Below are 15,664 nucleotides of genomic sequence, written 5' to 3' on the forward strand. Positions count from 1 at the left end.
CAGCGCAAGCTAACACCGCGCGGTTGCCATCAGCTGAACAGCAGCGTGCCGCAGCCTGACGGATCGACACCACCGCTGTCGACAGGAATTCGGTACCTCTCGCGTGGCATCGCGATGAGTTCCACCCTCGGGCGCAGTCTGATATCCATGGGCACACTCATCTATGGCTTCAATGTCTCGGTCGACGGCTATATTGCCGACGCGCAGGGCAGCATCGACTGGTCCGATCCGAGCGACGAACTGCTCCAATATTGGAACGACGTCGAGCGGGAGACCGCCCTGTCGTTCTACGGGCGGCGGCTCTACGAACTGATGTCCGCGTTCTGGCCGACCGCCGATCAGGCCCCGGACGCCTCGCCCCGGACCGTCGACTTCGCGCGCATCTGGTGCGCCATGCCCAAGGTCGTGTTCTCCCACACGCTGGAGTCGGTCGACTGGAACTCCCGCCTGGAACGCGGCGACCCGGTCGAGGTCGTGCGGAAACTGAAAGCCGAAACCGACGGCAGGCTGGAAGTGGCCGGAGCGACGCTGGCCGCGTCGATCGTGCGGGCCGGATTGGTGGACGAGTACCGGATCGTGGTCACGCCCACCGCGGTGGGCGGCGGCACGCCGTTTTTCCCGACGCTGCCGTCCTGGATCTCGCTGCGACTGCTGAAGAACCGCACTTTTCCATGCGGCGCGGTCCTGCTGAGCTACGCGGCGAAACGCGACTGATCGTCAGCCATGACCGGGCACTTCGCGTGCGCATGCAAGGTCATTTGATTTTGCTATGGGTGGTCGAAGTATTCGGGCTCGCAAGACAATTCGCCTGGTGTCTCAGCCAGGTCGGCGTATGATCGGGCCAGTGTGAGCGCCCGGGGGAAGAATGAACGAGCCGGTGACCGCGGACTGGGAACAGTTCGTTCAAGCGCTGGCGCGATGTCTGTCCGAACTTCCTTCACGGGCGACATTGATCATCGCCGCACCGGGAAATCGGTACGTCCAGTTCATGCAATACGACATCAAATTGTCGGCGGAGCTGGCGGGTAACCACTATCTGACGCAACCCATTCCGGATGCCGCGGCCGCGGAATTGCGCGAACTCGGCTGGAACGAGCCGATCCTGCGGCGCGAGGTCGACAATTGGACCAAGACCATGTTCTGGCCCATATCGCCGGGCAGCCTGATCGAGTTCGCGCGCTCGGTCGCCATCGGATTCCGGGACGCGCTCGGCGTGGCGACGCCGGTGGAATTACGCGCCATGGGCTGGACCGAGGCCTCCGGTGATCTGGATCTCACGGTGCTCGGCTCGATGGCTCGCCGCGGCTGGAATTGAGTCGGTCCGCACCCGCGCCGCGACCGGAAACGGCGGCCGCGACCATGCGTGGCGAAACCGCCGCGACGTGGGCACTATCCTGAGTGACATGGCAGCAGGTAAGCCCACCAAAGAAGCGAAGGCCGCGGCGAAAGCGGCCCGCAAGCAGCAGTCGAAAGAGCGCAGGCAGCAGCTCTGGCAGGCGTTCCAGATGCAGCGCAAGGAAGACAAGCTGCTGCTGCCGTTGATGATCGGCGCGCTGGTCGGCAGCATCGTGGTCTTCCTGGTGATCGGTCTGATCTTCGGGCTGACCTGGCTGCTCGTCCCGTTCGGCGTGGTGCTGGGCGCGCTGGCCGCGTTCATCATCTTCGGCCGCCGGGTGCAGAAGAGCGTGTACGGCAAGGCGGAGGGCCAGGCGGGCGCCGCGGCCTGGGTGCTGGACAACCTGCAGGGCAAGTGGCGGGTGACCAACGGCATCGCCGCGACCACCCAGCTCGACGCGGTGCACCGGGTGATCGGCCTGCCCGGCGTGGTGCTGGTCGCCGAGGGCGCTCCGCAGCGGGTGAAATCGCTGTTGGCGCAGGAGAAGAAGCGCACCGCCCGGCTGATCGGCGACACCCCGATCTACGACGTCGTGATCGGCAACGACGAGGGCCAGGTGCCGCTCAAGGAGCTGCAGCGCTACCTGACCAAGCTGCCCCGCAACATCGACACCAAGCGAATGGACCTGATCGAGGGCAGGCTCTCGGCCCTCAGCTCGCGCACCGGCCCCGCCATGCCGAAGGGCCCGATGCCCGCAGGCGCCAAGATGCGCGGCGTACAGCGCACCATCCGCAGGCGCTGAACGCGAACACCGCGGGCCCGCACCTACCGCGAGGTGCGGGCCCGCGGTGTTTCAAGATCAAGGGGAACTGGTGGCGGCGGGCTCTCGGCCGATGCCGCCACCAGTTCCTCCTCGAAGTTCAGCGCGAGTGGACGAGCGCGGTCCCGGTCGCGCGATCGTGCATGCCGCGCCCGTCCGCGTCGGTGAAGAGGGCGGGGACGACGAAGACCAGGAGTGCCTGGCGGGCCAGGGCGCGCACGATGCCGACGGGGACGGGTGCGTCGATGCGGACGGTGCGCAGGCGCAGGAAGTACTGCCCGGGGGTGAATCCGAACAAGGTCACCGCCCCCACCCCGATCACGAACCAGACCAGCAGTGTGAGGCTCGACGCCGATCCGCCGCGCATGATGATCGCGGCGATGCCGAGGGCGATGAGCCAGTCGACGAACAGCGCGGCGATCCGGCGGGCCATGCCGGACAACGATCCGGCGCCGGACTGCGGCAGGCCCAATTCTTTGCCGGGGAACTCGGGGTTTGCCTGGTCGCCGGAACCCTCCGAGGGGCCGGAGAGCCACGATCCCGTGATGCGTGCCATGGCCCCCACAATATGCGCGGCCGGTCAGCCGGACGTCATCGCATAAGGGGAGTTCACGTCGTCGCGGCCCTGGTCGGGTGGCAGGATTACGATGCTGGTGGCGCCCGGGTGGGCCGGGTCACCGGGCCAGCGGCACGTGTAACACTGGCGAAACACAGCCTTGACTGCGGGGAAACACCGCGTCCATACCGTCTGGACGCGACGAACCCATGCAATCGACACTGGCTGGGAACCGATCCGTAAGGAGAACAAGTGACGTTCAGCACGGCCGACGAGGTCATCAAATTCCTTGCTGATGAAGAAGTCGAATACGTCGACATCCGATTCAGTGATCTGCCCGGTGTGCAGCAGCACTTCTCGATCCCGGCGAAGGCGTTCACGACCGACCTCGCAGAGGAAGGGCTGGCCTTCGACGGCTCGTCCGTCCGCGGTTTCCAGTCGATCGACGAGTCGGACATGCTGCTGCTGCCCGACTTCAGCACCGCGCGCCTCGACCCGTTCCGGGCGGCCAAGACGCTGAACCTCAACTTCTTCGTGCACGACCCGTTCACCCGCGAGGCCTACAGCCGCGACCCGCGCAACATCGCGCGCAAGGCCGAGGAGTACCTGCGCTCCACCGGTATCGCCGACACCGCGTACTTCGGTGCCGAGGCGGAGTTCTACATCTTCGACTCGATCCGGTACGACTCGGCGATGAACGGCGCGTTCTACGAGATCGAGTCGGTCTCGGGTTCCTGGAACACCGGCGCCGAGTTCAACCCGGACGGCACCCTGAACCGTGGTTACAAGGTGCGCAACAAGGGCGGTTACTTCCCCGTCGCGCCGTACGACCACTACGTCGACCTGCGCGACAAGATCTCGACCAACCTGCAGAACGCGGGCTTCGAGCTCGAGCGCGGCCACCACGAGGTCGGCACCGCCGGCCAGGCCGAGATCAACTACAAGTTCAACACCCTGCTCGGCGCGGCCGACGACCTGCAGCTGTTCAAGTACATCGTGAAGAACACCGCGTGGGCCGAGGGCAAGACCGTTACCTTCATGCCGAAGCCGCTCTTCGGTGACAACGGCTCGGGCATGCACGTGCACCAGTCGCTGTGGAAGGACGGCAAGCCGCTGTTCCACGACGAGGCCGGCTACGGCGGTCTGTCGGATCTGGCGCGCCACTACATCGGCGGCATCCTGCACCACGCGCCGTCGCTGCTGGCGTTCACCAACCCGACCGTGAACTCTTACCACCGCCTGGTGCCGGGCTACGAGGCCCCGATCAACCTGGTGTACTCGCAGCGCAACCGCTCCGCGGCCGTGCGTATCCCGGTGACCGGCAACAACCCGAAGGCCAAGCGCATCGAGTTCCGCGCGCCCGACTCCTCGGGTAACCCGTACCTGGCCTTCGCCGCCATGATGATGGCGGGCCTGGACGGCATCAAGAACAAGATCGAGCCGCTGGCCCCGGTCGACAAGGACCTCTACGAGCTCCCGCCGGAGGAGGCCAAGAACATCCCGCAGGCCCCCACCAGCCTCGCCACGGTCATCGACCGCCTCGAGCAGGATCACGACTACCTGACCGAAGGCAACGTCTTCACCGACGACCTGATCGAGACCTGGATCAACATCAAGCGCGAGCAGGAGATCGCCCCGGTGAACCTGCGCCCGCACCCCTACGAGTTCGAGCTCTACTTCGACGTGTAAGTCGTAGGACCCCAACTGGTTTCGAGCCCTCCCGCAACGGCGCGGGAGGGCTCGACTCGTTTGCGAGCCGGTGCTACCGCCGGGTGTAGGCGGGTCGGCCCATGAGGTAGGTGGCGAGGACCGAGCGTTCGTCGCCGAGGATCATCTGGGCGAACAGCCGCTCGTGGAAGTCACGGGCGCGATCGACGCGGCGGGCCAGGACCGGGGTGGCCGCCCAGTCCAGCACGACGAAATCGGCGTCCTTTCCGGTGCGGAAGTTGCCGATGCGGTCGTCGCAGTACATCGCCTCGGCGCCGCCGAGGGTGGCGAGGTAGAAGCCACGCAGCGCGTCCAGTGCGGTGCGCCGCGCCTCGGGTTTCGCCGATTCGCCGAGCATGACCACCTTGTAGGCCTCGTTGAGGGTGCGCAGCATCGAATAGCTGGTGCCCGCACCGCAATCGGTGCCGAGACCGACCCGGATGCCCGCCTGCCAGGCGGCGGGCAGGTCGAACAGCCCGCTGCCGAGGAACAGGTTCGAGGTGGGGCAGAAGGCGATCGCGGCACCGGCCTCGGCCATCCTGGACCGGTCCTGCGCGTCGATGTGCACACAGTGCGCGAAAAGCGCTCGGGGGCCGAGCATGCCGACGCGGTCGTAGACGTCGAGATAGGACCGCGCGTCGGCGAAGCGGGCGAGGACCTGTTCGGTTTCCTGGCGGCTCTCGGCCGCGTGCGTCTGCAGCGCGACCCCGGCAAGCTCCTGGAACAGTCGTCCCGCCATGGCCAGTTGCTCGTCGGTAGACGACGGCGCGAAGCGCGGGGTGATCGCGTAGGTCAGGCGACCGTTGCCGTGCCAGCGTGCGATGAGATCGCGCGTCTGCTCTTCGGCTTCGGACCGGCTCCGGTCGCGAAGGAACTCCGGCTCCCGGTCCATCAGCACCTTGCCGCACGTCATCCGCATACCGCGCGCCAGTGCCGCAGCGCAGAACGCGTCCACCGAGGCGGGATGCACCGTCGGGTGCACGCTCGCGGTGGTGGTGCCGCAGGCGAGCAGCGTGTCGAGGAAGAGCCCGGCGATCCGGCTCGCATGCTCGAGGTCCTCGAATTCGCGCTCGGTCGGGAAGACGTATTCCTGTAGCCAATCGGTCAGTCGCGCACCATAACTGGCGATCATGTCGTATTGGCTGTAGTGGAGGTGGGTGTCCACGAAGCCGGGCACGATCAATCGGCCCCGGTGGTCGACGACTCTGCCGCGGTGCCGCTGCGGCAATGCCGACCACGCGCCCGCCCAGGCGACGGTGCCGTCGGCCGCGACCGCGAGCGCGCCGTCCTCGAACATCTCCCAGGCGTCCGGCGCGCTGTCCGGGCCCGGATCGCGCAGGAAGTGCAGCAGGGTGCCGCGGAAGACGGCGGGCAGGTGCTCGCGTTCGGCCATGCCATCGACGCTAGCCCTCGGCTCTCGAGCGAGCCGGGAGCCGCGTGCGTTTGCGCGAGTGGCTCGCGGGCGGGATGATCGCGGGAGTGGGTGGGGCGCGGGGAATTCTGCACGGCGCGGCGACGAGTTCGGCTCGGGTGCGGTGGCCGGAGGGTTGTCCAGGCTGAATCCCGGTGTCCGGCGCGGTGATCCCGCTGGTCGGCGGGTGATTCCGGTGAGCGGGGCAACTGCGGCGGGATCGGGGGGAAACCCGGCAGCGGCCGCGTCCCGCGCCCTACTGTCCCGCGCCATGAAGTACTCAATTGTTTCGCTTTTCGCCGCGGTGCTGGCGAGTTTCGCGCTGACGGCGACCACCGCATCGCCGTTCGCGGCCGCGCAACCGGACGCGCAGGCGCAGTCCGCGTTCGGGTCGGGCGGCAAGATCGATCTGCAAGGCGCGGTCAATGTCCGTGATCTCGGCGGATATCGCACATACGACGGCGCGAAGGTGAAGTCGGGCAAGGCGGTTCGCGCCGACTCGCTGGAAAAGCTCACCGCCGCCGATATCCAGAAGCTCTCGGGTCTGAAGGTGCGGCAGGTGATCGACTTCCGCACCCCGGCCGAGGTGCAGTTCGCCGGCGCGGACAAGCCGATTCCGGGAGCGCAGGCGGTGGCCAGGCCGATCGATGACACCGGGCTGTTCCAGAAGCTGCTCTCGGTGATCCAGCTGCGTGATCCGGTGAAGCAGGAGGAGATGCTCGGCAACGGCAAGGCCGAGGAGATCATGAAGGGCGTCTACGCGAGCTTCTTCACTCAGCAGTCGCGGGCCGCGTTCGGGCAGACCATCAAGGACCTCGCCAACACCGACAAGATCACGCTGTACCACTGCACGGCGGGCAAGGACCGCACGGGTTGGCTGACCTATGTGACGTTGCGCGCGGTAGGCGTGCCGGAACAAACCGCGCGGCAAGACTATCTGCTGTCCAATCAGTACCGCGCCGCGGCGGACGCCGCCCTGCGGCAGCAGGTGAAGCAGGCCGGGCTGATGGAGAATCCGGATCTGCTGATCCCGCTGCAAGAGGTGCGCGCCGCCTACCTCGACGTCGCGGTGGCCAAGGCCGAGCACGACTACGGCGATTTCGGCAAGTTCCTCACCCAGGGACTCGGGCTGGACATCGGCACCATGCTGAAACTGCGCAAGAACCTTGTCAGCTGACCCCTCGAAAGCTGTTCGGGCCCATGCACTCGGCGGTGGATGGGCCCGAATTCCGTGCTCAGGACTTCTTTTTGCCCTGATCGCGCACGCTCGCGGCGAGCTGGTTCGGCATCGTCTCGTGCCGGGTATAGCCGCGGGTGAAATCGCCGGTGCCGTGCGAGAGGGAACGCAGGTCGATGGCGTAACGGCTGAGTTCGAGTTCGGGGACCTCGGCGTGAATCCTGGTGCGGCCGAGGCCATGCGGTTCGGTGCCGAGGACGCGGCCGCGGCGGCCGGACAGATCGCTCAACACCGGCCCCACGTAGTCGTCGGCGACCAGGACCCAGACGTCGGCGATCGGCTCCAACAGGGCGATACCCGCCGCGGTGGCGGCCTCGCGCAGCGCGAGCGCACCCGCGGTCTGGAAGGCGGCGTCGGAGGAGTCGACCGAGTGTGCCTTGCCGTCGAACAGCGTGACCCGCACGTCGACCAGTGGGTATCCGGTGGCGACACCGCGGGCGGCCTGGGCGCGCACACCCTTCTCGACCGACGGAATGAATTGGCGCGGAACGACTCCGCCGACCACCAGGTCCACGAACTCGATGCCGGACCCGCCGGGCAGCGGCTCGACCTCGATCTCGCACACCGCGTACTGCCCGTGCCCGCCGGACTGCTTCACGTGCCTGCCGCGCCCGGAAGCCTTGCCCGCGAACGTTTCGCGCAGCGCCACCTGGTACTCGACGATGTCGACCTGCACGCCGAACCTGGTGCGTAAGCGTTCCAGCGCGACATCGCGATGCGCCTCGCCGAGACACCACAGCACCAGCTGATGGGTTTGCACATTGTGCTCGAGTCGCATCGCGGGATCCTCGGCCGCCAGCCGGGCCAGGCTCTGCGAGAGCTTGTCCTCGTCGGCCTTGCTGTGGGCGGTGATGGCGATGGGCAGCAACGGATCCGGCATCTGCCACGGCTCGATGAGCAGGGGCTTGTCCACGCCGGAAAGGGTGTCGCCGGTCTCGGCGTGGCCGAGTTTGGTCACGTAGGCGATGTCGCCCGCGATGACCTGCCCGAGCGGGCGCTGCCCCTTGCCGAACGGCGCGGACACCGCGCCGACCCGCTCGTCGACGTCGTGGCTCTCGTGCCCGCGTTCCTCCAGCCCGTGCCCGCAGACGTGCACGGTGTCGTCTGCGCGCAGGGTGCCGGAGAAGACCCGCACCAGCGACACCCGGCCGACATACGGGTCGGAGGCGGTGCGGATCACCTCGGCCGCGAGCACGCCGTCGGGGTCGCAGTCGAGCCTGCGGCGGGTGTTGCTGCCGCCCGCGGCGGTGACCGCGGAAACGACGTGTTCGGCCGGGGTCGGGAAGCCGCCGGTGATCAGATCCAACAGCTCGACGGTGCCCAACCCCTGTTTGGCCCCCTCCGGGGCGGGCGCGCCGAACAGCACGGGATGAAAACTGCCACGGGCCACCGCGCGCTCCAGGTCGGCGACCAGGGTGTCGTGCTCGATGGGGGCACCGTCGAGGTAGCGCTCCATCAGCGACTCGTCTTCGCTCTCGGCGATGATGCCCTCGATGAGCCGGTTGCGGGCCTGCTCGAGCAGCGGTCGTTGCTCGGGTGTCGGTGTGGCCTGGACGCACTCGCCGGAGGAGTAGTCGACCGCGCAGTCGGGGAGCAGTTCGATGAGCCCGGTGACCGGGCGGTGACCGTCCGCGCTCTTCGGTCCGTATACCGGAAGATGCAGCGGCAGAATGTTTTCCGTCGCACCGCCGCCGAGCACCGTGCGACAGGTCTCGGTCATTTCCTCGTAGTCGGCGCGTGCGGTGTCCAGATGGGTGATCACGATCGCGCGCGGCATACCGACCGCCGCGCATTCCTCCCATAGCGCGCGTGTCGCGCCGCTGACGCCCTCCGCACCCTCGGCCGCCGAGATCACGAACAGCGCGGCGTCGGCGGCGCGCAGGCCGGCCCGTAGTTCGCCGACGAAATCCGCGTAACCGGGCGTGTCTATCAGGTTGATCTTCATGCCCGACCAGGCCAGCGGTACCACGGACAACTGCACCGACCGGTGCTGTCGATGCTCGATCTCGTCGTAGTCCGACAGCGAGGTTCCGTCCTCGACCCGGCCCGCTCGGTTCACCGTCCCTGTGGTCAGCGCCAACGCCTCGACCAGCGTGGTTTTGCCCGATCCACTATGTCCGACCAGGACCACATTGCGTATCTGTTCCGGCCGATCGGCCGAAAGTACTCTGCCGTTGCCTCCAGCGGCTCCGCTCGTCTTGTCCACTGTGCGTCTCGCTTCCCTCGCGCGCCCGACACCTGCGGTACTTCGAGCTTCCCACCGGCGGTCCCACTCCGTGCCGGGATCGCCATATCCGATCTCGCCGAGCACGAGGGGGAAAGCCCGCGGGACTATCGGCTGGTCGCGTGGAGCGTCTGCGCCTGCGTCGGGTATCGCGGTGAATCCTGTGTTCCCGCTGTCGCTTACCGCTCGGCGGACCAATTCGGCCGGATAGCGCACGGGCGCTCGTATCGGCTGAAACCTGGTGCCCGATATGGGACAGTGCGCGGATGGATGTCTCACCTGACGTTTCCCGTGCGACACTGCGCAAGGTCGTAATCCGGCTGGTGCCGTTCCTCGGGCTGCTCTACTTCGTCAATTATTTGGATCGGGTCAATATCGGCTTCGCCGGGCCCAGTGGTATGAAAGCCGACCTCGGGCTCACCGAGACGGCGTTCGGTCTCGCCTCCGGGATCTTCTTCATCGGCTACCTGCTGCTCGAGGTCCCGAGCAATGTCGCGCTGCACCGCTTCGGCGCGCGCCGCTGGATCGCCAGGATCCTGGCCAGCTGGGGGCTGATCGCGACCGCGATGGCGTTCGTGCCGAACGAAACCGTGCTCTACATCCTGCGTTTCGTGCTCGGCATCGCCGAGGCAGGCTTCTTTCCCGGCATCCTGCTCTACCTCACCTTCTGGTTCCCGCAGAACCAGCGGGCGAAGATCGTCGCGCTGTTCATGGTGGCGGTGCCCGTGTCCACCGCGCTCGGTTCCACGCTGTCCAGCCTGATCATCCAGTACGGGCACGGCGTGCTCGGGCTCAGCGGCTGGCGTTTCATGTTCCTCGTCGAGGGGCTGCCCGCCATCCTGCTCGCGGTGGTGACCTGGTTCTACCTCACCGACAGTCCCGCGCAGGCCCGGTGGTTGAGTCGCGAGGAACGGCAGTGGCTCAGCGGTGAACTCGCCGCGGAACAGGCCGCGGTGGAGCAGGCCGAACAGTGGACCTTGCGCAAGGCGCTCACCGATTCCCGCGTGCTCGGGCTGGCACTCGTCTACGGCGGCATCGTCTACGGTCTCTATGCGCTCGGGTTCTTCCTGCCGACCATCATCAACGGCTTCCAGGAGCAATACGGCACGCACTACTCGGTGGTGCAGCGCGGACTGATCAACGCGGTGCCCTACGTCATCGGCGCGGTCGTGATGGTGCTGTGGAGCAGGCACGGCGACCGGACGGGCGAGCGCGCCTGGCATGTCGCGCTGCCCGCGCTGCTCGGCGGGCTCGCGATTCCGATCGCGCTGTATCTCGGTAATCCGTTCGCCGCCATGGCCGCGGTGACCGTCTGCGCGGTCGGCGTGCTCGCCGCCCTGCCCACCTTCTGGGCGTTGCCGAGCACCTTCCTCTCCGGCGCGGCCGCGGCGGCGGGCATCGCGCTGATCAACTCCATCGGCAATATCAGCGGTTTCGCCGCGCCCTACATCACCGGTTGGTTGAAGGACTGGACCGGCACGGCGCGGGCGGGACTCTGGGTCGTCGGCGCCTGCATGATCGCCTCCGCCGTCGGCGTGCTGTACCTGTGGAAGCGGATTCTCGCGCGCACCCGCCCGCAGTCGGTCGCCGTGCCGAAACAGGCGTTGCCCGACTGAGTTCCGCTGGATTGCCCGCTTTCGACGTGCCCGGGGTTCCTCAGTGGTCGGAGCAGCAGGAGGTTTCGGGTTTCTCGGCGCTGCACGCGGTCGAAGTGGGTGTGGGGCAGCAGGTTTCGCCGTGCCAGGCGTTGCGGCCTTCGCGGACGGCAATGGCGGCGATGACGAGCGCGGCGATCGGGTCGGCCCAGGACCAGCCGAACAGTGCGTTGAGCACGAGACCGACGAGCAGCACCGCCGACAGGTAAGTGCACAGCAGTGTTTGCTTGGAATCGGCTACGGCGGAAGCGGATCCGAGTTCGCGACCGGCTCGGCGCTGTTGCCAGGAGAGCACCGGCATCACGAGCAGGCTTGCCGCGGCCAAACCGATGCCGAGCGCGGAATGACTGGCCGCATCGGCGCCGAGCAGCGCGCGCACGGCGTCGACGGTGACGTAGGCGGCGAGTGCGAAGAAGGAGAACGCGATGACGCGCAACGCCACCTTCTCCCGCGCTTGCGGATTCGGTCCGGCGAACTGCCAAGCGACCGCCGCCGCCGACGACACCTCGATCACCGAATCCAACCCGAACCCGATCAGCGCCGTCGAGGACACCCGAGCCCCCTCGCGCAACGCCACGACCGCCTCGATCACGTTGTAACTGATGGTCGCCGCGACGAACCATCGAATCCGCCGCGACAAGACGGCCCGCCTGGTGGGGGACAGCGCTGGTCGGGACAGGGGCATACCCAGTGGCGCGGACATCAGCAGCACCCTTCGTCCGCGGTGGGGCAGCAGGCGGGATCGACGGCCAGTACCAGTCCGAGCAGGTCGCCGAGGGCGTGGCCGATGCGTGCGTCGGCGAGTTCGTAGCGGCTGCGCCGACCCTCCGGAACGGCGACGACAAGTCCGCAACCCCGAAGGCAGGCAAGGTGATTGGACAGTATCTGCCGGGACACGCCGATTTGCTCCGCCAACTCGGACGGGTAGCTCGCGCCGGTGCGCAAACTCAACAGGATCCGAGTCCGCGTCGGATCGGATAGCGCGTGCCCGAATCGAGCGAGAGCGTCGCTGTGCCGCAAGGTCTCCACTCGGAGAATAGTACAGATTTATATGTATTCATAAAACTCTGAACTGTTTTGGCGTGCTGCCGGTGTGTGTCAGTGCAGGCAGATGGCCTGTGCGTCGGCTCGCCGGGCTGACTTCTCGGCTACGGGGGAACCTGGATTCACCGTTCAACGGCACCGTGAGTTAGCTGGTCGCGTGCGCGTGCGGTGATGGAGCCGCAGACGTCGCCGGGGCGCGGTCGGCAGCAAACGGCCGGAGCGTGCTGTAGCGCCACCTCCGTGCCCCGCGACCGGTTTGCCGCATTCACTGTCCCGCCCGAGTCGTGAACTGGCCGAGCTTCGGCACCAGATCGATACCCTGTGCGCCGCGCGAACCCACTGCGGGCGGCAGGTCGGGTAGTGGAGTACTCGTGCGATCCGATGGACGCCCAGCAGAATCGTGGCTCCGAAGAGAGGGAGACCATCGAGGGGGTAGGGGTGACCAGATCGGACCAGGCGTCGCCTGCGACAGCGAAGTCGCAGAGCCACCGATTGGAAGCGGATGTCGAGGGGCGTCCGATGGCGGGTCCGCGGGAGTGCGGATCGGGTGGGGAGCAGGAGTGTTGTCCGGACGGGGTTGCGGAGGAGCGTCCTTCACCCGGGTGTGTTGAGGAGGTGCGGTCGAGTGAGGGGGCGGGGGAGCGACCAGACGAGTCCGCACGAGAATGCCGTTCGGGTGGTGCGGAGTGCCGGGCCCGCGGGTGTGTGCAACAGTGCCGGTCGGGAGATGGGGCGGCGGGGCTCCGATCCCAGGCTGCACTGGGCCGTGAGGCGGGTGGGTGCCTGCTTGATGGCGCGCCGCGGGAGGGCTGTCGATCGGGAGGATGTGCGCAGGATTGTCGACCGGCTGGGGTTGCCGAGGGGTGCCGGTCGGACAGGAGTGTGCAGGAGCGTCGGCCGGATGAGACGGAGGGGTTCGAGTCGGGCGAGTGCGTAGAGGAAGCTCGCCCGTGTGCCCGTGACGACAAGCGACCGTTTGATCGGGTTGTGGCGGGTCGACCGGATGCGAGTGCGTCGGATTGTCCGTCGGGCGGCACCCGACAGCCTCAGCCGGAAGGAGGTACGGAGAAGGATCGGCCGGGCGACGGTGCGCAAGGGCAAGCGACGGAGGAGGGGCGTCGGCCGGGTGAGGTGGCGAAGGGCGATCGGTCGGGCGAGGGTGTGCGGAGGCGATGGTCGGATGGCGTCGTCGAGGCGGGGCACCCAGACGGGAGTGTGCCGGAGGGGCGGTCGGGTGGGGTGGAGCGTCCGCGGAGTCCGGTTGCGGCGAAGTGTCGTTCGGGCGGGTGTGTACAGGGGTGCAGATCGGGGAAGTGTGCGCCCGGGTGTCGGACGGAGGGGCGGGTAGCGGGTGGTTCGGGGGCGATGCGGTCTGCCGCGCGGCTGCGTTGTACGGCGGAGCCGGATCTGGAAGCGGTGTTGTCCGCCAAGGAATTTGCACAGTGGGTGGTTCGATTGGTCCTGGAGGTGCTGGATCACCGCAGGTTGGTCACCCACATGACCTCGGTCGCCGACGCCCGCATCGTCGCCGCGCTGCGCACGATGGTGAACGCCGATGTGGTGCCGGGCCGCGGTCTGGGCGTCGCAGTACCCCAACGGGTAACTATCCGCATGGTCGACGCACGCACCGCCGAGATCTGCGCCGGATACGACCGAGGCGCAAGACATTTCGCCTTGGCCGCCCGCATAACCCGCATCCGGGGCCAATGGCGACTGTCCGCACTGCGCCTACGCTGACCACCGAGCTCGAGGCCTAGCGAGGACTGGGTTCGCACCACCCGGTCCCACGCGTCGAGCCCGCGCCCCTCCTGTGTTCTCGCATCGCCTACGGAGTAGCGGGCCGGACAACGAGAGGTTGCCACAAGGGCGGGCTCGGCTCGGGCCACTCAGGTGTGTAGCGCACGGAACCTGCACCTGAAAGGGCTTGCGGGGAAACAGATACGAGTTCGATGAGCACCCTGCGATGAGTCGCTCCGCCGAAAGCAGTACGAGCCGGTGCAGCTGTCGCCGCAACCAGATGCCGCCGGTTCAGGCGTCATAGTGATGGGTCGTCGGGGGCGTTCTCGCTGCGGCGGTCCGTCCCGCTCACAGCAACCCGCGCCGAGCGCAGATACCGTGCCGTACGGTGGTTCGTGCTGTGACAGCGATGAATCCACGCTCGGTGCTGGAGCGGCTGGTTCGAGATTCTTGTCGGTCCGTCTCGCTAAAGTGTCGTCCGTGAAGCTAACCGAGCATCTGGCATCGCCCGACCGAGAGATGGTCGAGGCAAGGCTTCGATCGAACCTCATGGCTTGGCTGACAACCGTCGACCCTCGAGGCCGGCCGTCCAGTGTGCCGGTCTGGTTCCTGCTGCAGGAGGACGAGACCGTGCTCGTCTACAGTCGGGACGGCAAGAAGAAGCTGCGCAACCTGGCGGCGAATCCGCACGTCGCCTTCGGCCTGGACGTGACCGACATCGGTCGCAGCAAGGGGCTGCTGCAGGATTGGGTGACAGTGGTTAGGCAGCCTGTCGGGCTGCTGGGGACATGATGGTTTCGAATTCGATCGGGGTCAACCGGCCGAGCCGGGCCTGTCGGCGCCGACGGTGGTAGGTGCGCTCGATCCAGGTGACGATCGCAATCCGTAATTGTTCGCGAGTTTCCCAGCGCTGACGGTCCAGGACGTTGCGTTGCAGCAGGCTGAAGAAGCTTTCCATGGCGGCGTTGTCACCGGCCGCGCCGACTCTGCCCATGGATCCGACCATGCGGTGACGGTTGAGTGCGTGGACGAATCTCCTCGAGCGAAACTGACTTCCGCGGTCGCTGTGCAGGATGCAACCGGCCACATCGCCGCGCCGGGCGACAGCGTTGTTCACCGCGGTCACCGCCAGCCGTGACTTCATCCGCGAATCGATCGAGTAACCGATGATCCGGTTGGAGAACACGTCCTTGACCGCACACAAATACAGCTTGCCTTCAGTGGTGCAATGTTCGGTAATGTCGCTGAGCCACAAACGATTCGGAGCATCGGCAACGAAGTTTCGCTGCACCAGATCGTCGTGGACGGGCGGACCGGGTCTGCCGTTCTTACCGCGCCGCCGTTTGCCGAAGGCGCTCCACCACCGGTTGGTCGAGCAGATCCGCCACGCGGTCCGATCGGCCATCGATTCACCGGCCTCGCGGGCCTCATCGGCCAGAAACCGGTAGCCGAATTCAGGGTCGTCGCGGTGGGCATCGAACAAGGCGTCGGCCCGATACGCCTCGGCGAGTTCGCCGGCGGTCACCGGTTCGGCCAGCCACCGATAGTAGGGCTGGCGGGCGAGCTGCAGCACCCGGCACGTCACCGCCACAGGAATCCCTTCGGCGGCAAGCTCTTTCACGAGCGGGTAGAGCCTTTTCCCGGGATCTGCGCCTGCGACAGATACGCCGCGGCGCGGCGCAGGACCTCGTTCTCCTGCTCCAACAACCGGATCCGGCGACGGGCATCACGCAACTCGGCAGACTCGCTGCGCGTGGTCCCCGGTTTGTTTCCGTCGTCGATGTCGGATTGGCGCATCCACTTCGACAGCGTCATAGGGTGCACGCCGAAATCGGCCGCGACCTGCTCCAGGGTCACCCCGTCTTCGCGGTTTCGGGCGACTCGCACGACATCGTCGCGGAACTCTTTCGGATACGGCTTGGGCACTGCGACATCCT

At 67.1% G+C, this 15,664-nt stretch carries 14 protein-coding genes; 8 read left to right on the forward strand and 6 right to left on the reverse strand.

Going from position 1 to position 15,664, the window contains the following annotated elements; genetic code table 11:
• Positions 1–147: 147 nt before the first annotated feature.
• The 3 genes from F5X71_RS10920 to F5X71_RS10930 all read left to right on the forward strand — a co-directional run bounded on the left by F5X71_RS10920 (position 148) and on the right by F5X71_RS10930 (position 2,138).
• Positions 148–714 carry a dihydrofolate reductase family protein gene (locus F5X71_RS10920; protein WP_167461839.1) on the forward strand — a complete coding sequence of 189 codons (567 nt, stop codon included), beginning with the start codon at positions 148–150 and terminating at the stop codon, positions 712–714.
• Positions 715–865: 151 nt separating this feature from the next.
• Positions 866–1,315, forward strand: a complete 450-nt coding sequence (locus F5X71_RS10925; protein ID WP_167461840.1) for a TY-Chap domain-containing protein — start codon at positions 866–868, stop codon at positions 1,313–1,315.
• Positions 1,316–1,403: 88 nt separating this feature from the next.
• Positions 1,404–2,138 carry a DUF4191 domain-containing protein gene (locus F5X71_RS10930; protein WP_167461841.1) on the forward strand — a complete coding sequence of 245 codons (735 nt, stop codon included), beginning with the start codon at positions 1,404–1,406 and terminating at the stop codon, positions 2,136–2,138.
• Between the two features lie 118 nt (positions 2,139–2,256).
• Here F5X71_RS10930 and F5X71_RS10935 read toward each other — a convergent pair whose 3' ends face one another.
• Positions 2,257–2,712 (reverse strand): RDD family protein, encoded by a 456-nt coding sequence (locus F5X71_RS10935; protein WP_167461842.1) that lies wholly within the window; start codon positions 2,710–2,712, stop codon positions 2,257–2,259.
• A gap of 252 nt (positions 2,713–2,964) precedes the next feature.
• Between F5X71_RS10935 and glnA the strand changes: the two genes are divergently transcribed.
• Positions 2,965–4,401: a type I glutamate--ammonia ligase gene (gene glnA, locus F5X71_RS10940; RefSeq protein WP_167461843.1), complete on the forward strand. Its 1,437-nt coding sequence runs from the start codon at positions 2,965–2,967 to the stop codon at positions 4,399–4,401.
• A 73-nt stretch (positions 4,402–4,474) separates the two neighbouring features.
• Here the strand turns inward: glnA and guaD are convergent, their stop codons facing one another.
• Positions 4,475–5,812: a guanine deaminase gene (guaD, locus tag F5X71_RS10945; RefSeq protein WP_167461844.1), complete on the reverse strand. Its 1,338-nt coding sequence runs from the start codon at positions 5,810–5,812 to the stop codon at positions 4,475–4,477.
• 289 nt (positions 5,813–6,101) lie between these two features.
• Here guaD and F5X71_RS10950 point away from each other — a divergent pair, with 289 nt between their 5' ends.
• Positions 6,102–7,007 carry a tyrosine-protein phosphatase gene (locus F5X71_RS10950; protein ID WP_238815834.1) on the forward strand — a complete coding sequence of 302 codons (906 nt, stop codon included), beginning with the start codon at positions 6,102–6,104 and terminating at the stop codon, positions 7,005–7,007.
• A gap of 58 nt (positions 7,008–7,065) precedes the next feature.
• On the opposite strand, the gene F5X71_RS10955 is transcribed toward F5X71_RS10950, so the two are convergent.
• Positions 7,066–9,273, reverse strand: coding sequence for an elongation factor G-like protein EF-G2 (locus F5X71_RS10955; protein ID WP_167461845.1), 2,208 nt, complete (start codon positions 9,271–9,273; stop codon positions 7,066–7,068).
• A gap of 284 nt (positions 9,274–9,557) precedes the next feature.
• Here F5X71_RS10955 and F5X71_RS10960 point away from each other — a divergent pair, with 284 nt between their 5' ends.
• The gene (locus F5X71_RS10960; RefSeq protein WP_167461846.1) at positions 9,558–10,907 is read left to right on the forward strand and encodes an MFS transporter; all 1,350 of its coding nucleotides are present in this window, start codon (positions 9,558–9,560) and stop codon (positions 10,905–10,907) included.
• 40 nt (positions 10,908–10,947) lie between these two features.
• Here F5X71_RS10960 and F5X71_RS10965 read toward each other — a convergent pair whose 3' ends face one another.
• Positions 10,948–11,649 carry a cation transporter gene (locus F5X71_RS10965; protein ID WP_167461847.1) on the reverse strand — a complete coding sequence of 234 codons (702 nt, stop codon included), beginning with the start codon at positions 11,647–11,649 and terminating at the stop codon, positions 10,948–10,950.
• Positions 11,649–11,975: an ArsR/SmtB family transcription factor gene (locus tag F5X71_RS10970; protein WP_167461848.1), complete on the reverse strand. Its 327-nt coding sequence runs from the start codon at positions 11,973–11,975 to the stop codon at positions 11,649–11,651. The genes F5X71_RS10965 and F5X71_RS10970 overlap by 1 nt, the downstream gene beginning before the upstream one ends.
• Positions 11,976–13,355: 1,380 nt before the next feature.
• Between F5X71_RS10970 and F5X71_RS10975 the strand changes: the two genes are divergently transcribed.
• Both F5X71_RS10975 and F5X71_RS10980 read left to right on the forward strand, forming a co-directional pair.
• Positions 13,356–13,727: an Rv3235 family protein gene (locus tag F5X71_RS10975; protein WP_275106779.1), complete on the forward strand. Its 372-nt coding sequence runs from the start codon at positions 13,356–13,358 to the stop codon at positions 13,725–13,727.
• Between the two features lie 480 nt (positions 13,728–14,207).
• Positions 14,208–14,519, forward strand: a complete 312-nt coding sequence (locus tag F5X71_RS10980) for a pyridoxamine 5'-phosphate oxidase family protein (protein WP_167461850.1) — start codon at positions 14,208–14,210, stop codon at positions 14,517–14,519.
• On the opposite strand, the gene F5X71_RS10985 is transcribed toward F5X71_RS10980, so the two are convergent.
• A protein-coding gene (locus tag F5X71_RS10985) for an IS3 family transposase (protein ID WP_238815430.1) occupies positions 14,488–15,653 on the reverse strand; the annotation gives its coding sequence in 2 pieces (ribosomal slippage) (positions 14,488–15,366 and positions 15,369–15,653; 1,164 coding nt in all). The genes F5X71_RS10980 and F5X71_RS10985 overlap by 32 nt on opposite strands.
• Positions 15,654–15,664: the final 11 nt, after the last annotated feature.

It is taken from the genome of Nocardia brasiliensis (assembly GCF_011801125.1).
GTDB lineage: Bacteria > Actinomycetota > Actinomycetes > Mycobacteriales > Mycobacteriaceae > Nocardia > Nocardia brasiliensis_C.

Bases quoted from the DNA above. Each gene is read 5' to 3' on its own strand.
- F5X71_RS10925 (WP_167461840.1), top strand. From the start codon at position 866: ATGAACGAGCCGGTGACCGCGGACTGGGAACAGTTCGTTCAAGCGCTG.
- F5X71_RS10935 (WP_167461842.1), bottom strand. From the start codon at position 2,712: ATGGCACGCATCACGGGATCGTGGCTCTCCGGCCCCTCGGAGGGTTCC.
- F5X71_RS10920 (WP_167461839.1), top strand. From the start codon at position 148: ATGGGCACACTCATCTATGGCTTCAATGTCTCGGTCGACGGCTATATT.
- F5X71_RS10930 (WP_167461841.1), top strand. From the start codon at position 1,404: ATGGCAGCAGGTAAGCCCACCAAAGAAGCGAAGGCCGCGGCGAAAGCG.
- F5X71_RS10975 (WP_275106779.1), top strand. From the start codon at position 13,356: ATGCGGTCTGCCGCGCGGCTGCGTTGTACGGCGGAGCCGGATCTGGAA.
- F5X71_RS10965 (WP_167461847.1), bottom strand. From the start codon at position 11,649: ATGTCCGCGCCACTGGGTATGCCCCTGTCCCGACCAGCGCTGTCCCCC.
- F5X71_RS10950 (WP_238815834.1), top strand. From the start codon at position 6,102: ATGAAGTACTCAATTGTTTCGCTTTTCGCCGCGGTGCTGGCGAGTTTC.
- F5X71_RS10960 (WP_167461846.1), top strand. From the start codon at position 9,558: ATGGATGTCTCACCTGACGTTTCCCGTGCGACACTGCGCAAGGTCGTA.
- guaD (WP_167461844.1), bottom strand. From the start codon at position 5,812: ATGGCCGAACGCGAGCACCTGCCCGCCGTCTTCCGCGGCACCCTGCTG.